Consider the following 259-nt stretch of genomic DNA (forward strand, 5'->3'; position numbering starts at 1 on the left):
CAAGAGGGTCGAACCGCTACGGCCGGGTCGCTCGGCTGACTGACCGATTGTTTGACCGCATGAAGCAACTGCAACAGCCTGGTTTCCATCCCAAGTGGAAGGACGTGGTGCTCAATGCCCAGGTTCCTGGGCTTGCGCGCTTCCGTGCGGCCGACGAGTGGCTTGCAAGGGAGGACACCCGTGCCACGCAATCAGCATCCTCTGGCCCTGTGGCGATGTCACCGGTAGATGCCAGGCTGTACCAAGAATTCCTTCAGTG

1 pseudogene is annotated in these 259 nt (G+C 60.6%); it reads left to right on the top strand.

The window, feature by feature from the left end:
- Positions 1–59: 59 nt before the first annotated feature.
- A pseudogene (locus EUU22_RS25450) lies at positions 60–259 on the top strand (TAXI family TRAP transporter solute-binding subunit); the annotation flags it as partial.

This window comes from Ciceribacter ferrooxidans, assembly GCF_004137355.1.
Taxonomy (GTDB): Bacteria; Pseudomonadota; Alphaproteobacteria; order Rhizobiales; family Rhizobiaceae; genus Allorhizobium; species Allorhizobium ferrooxidans.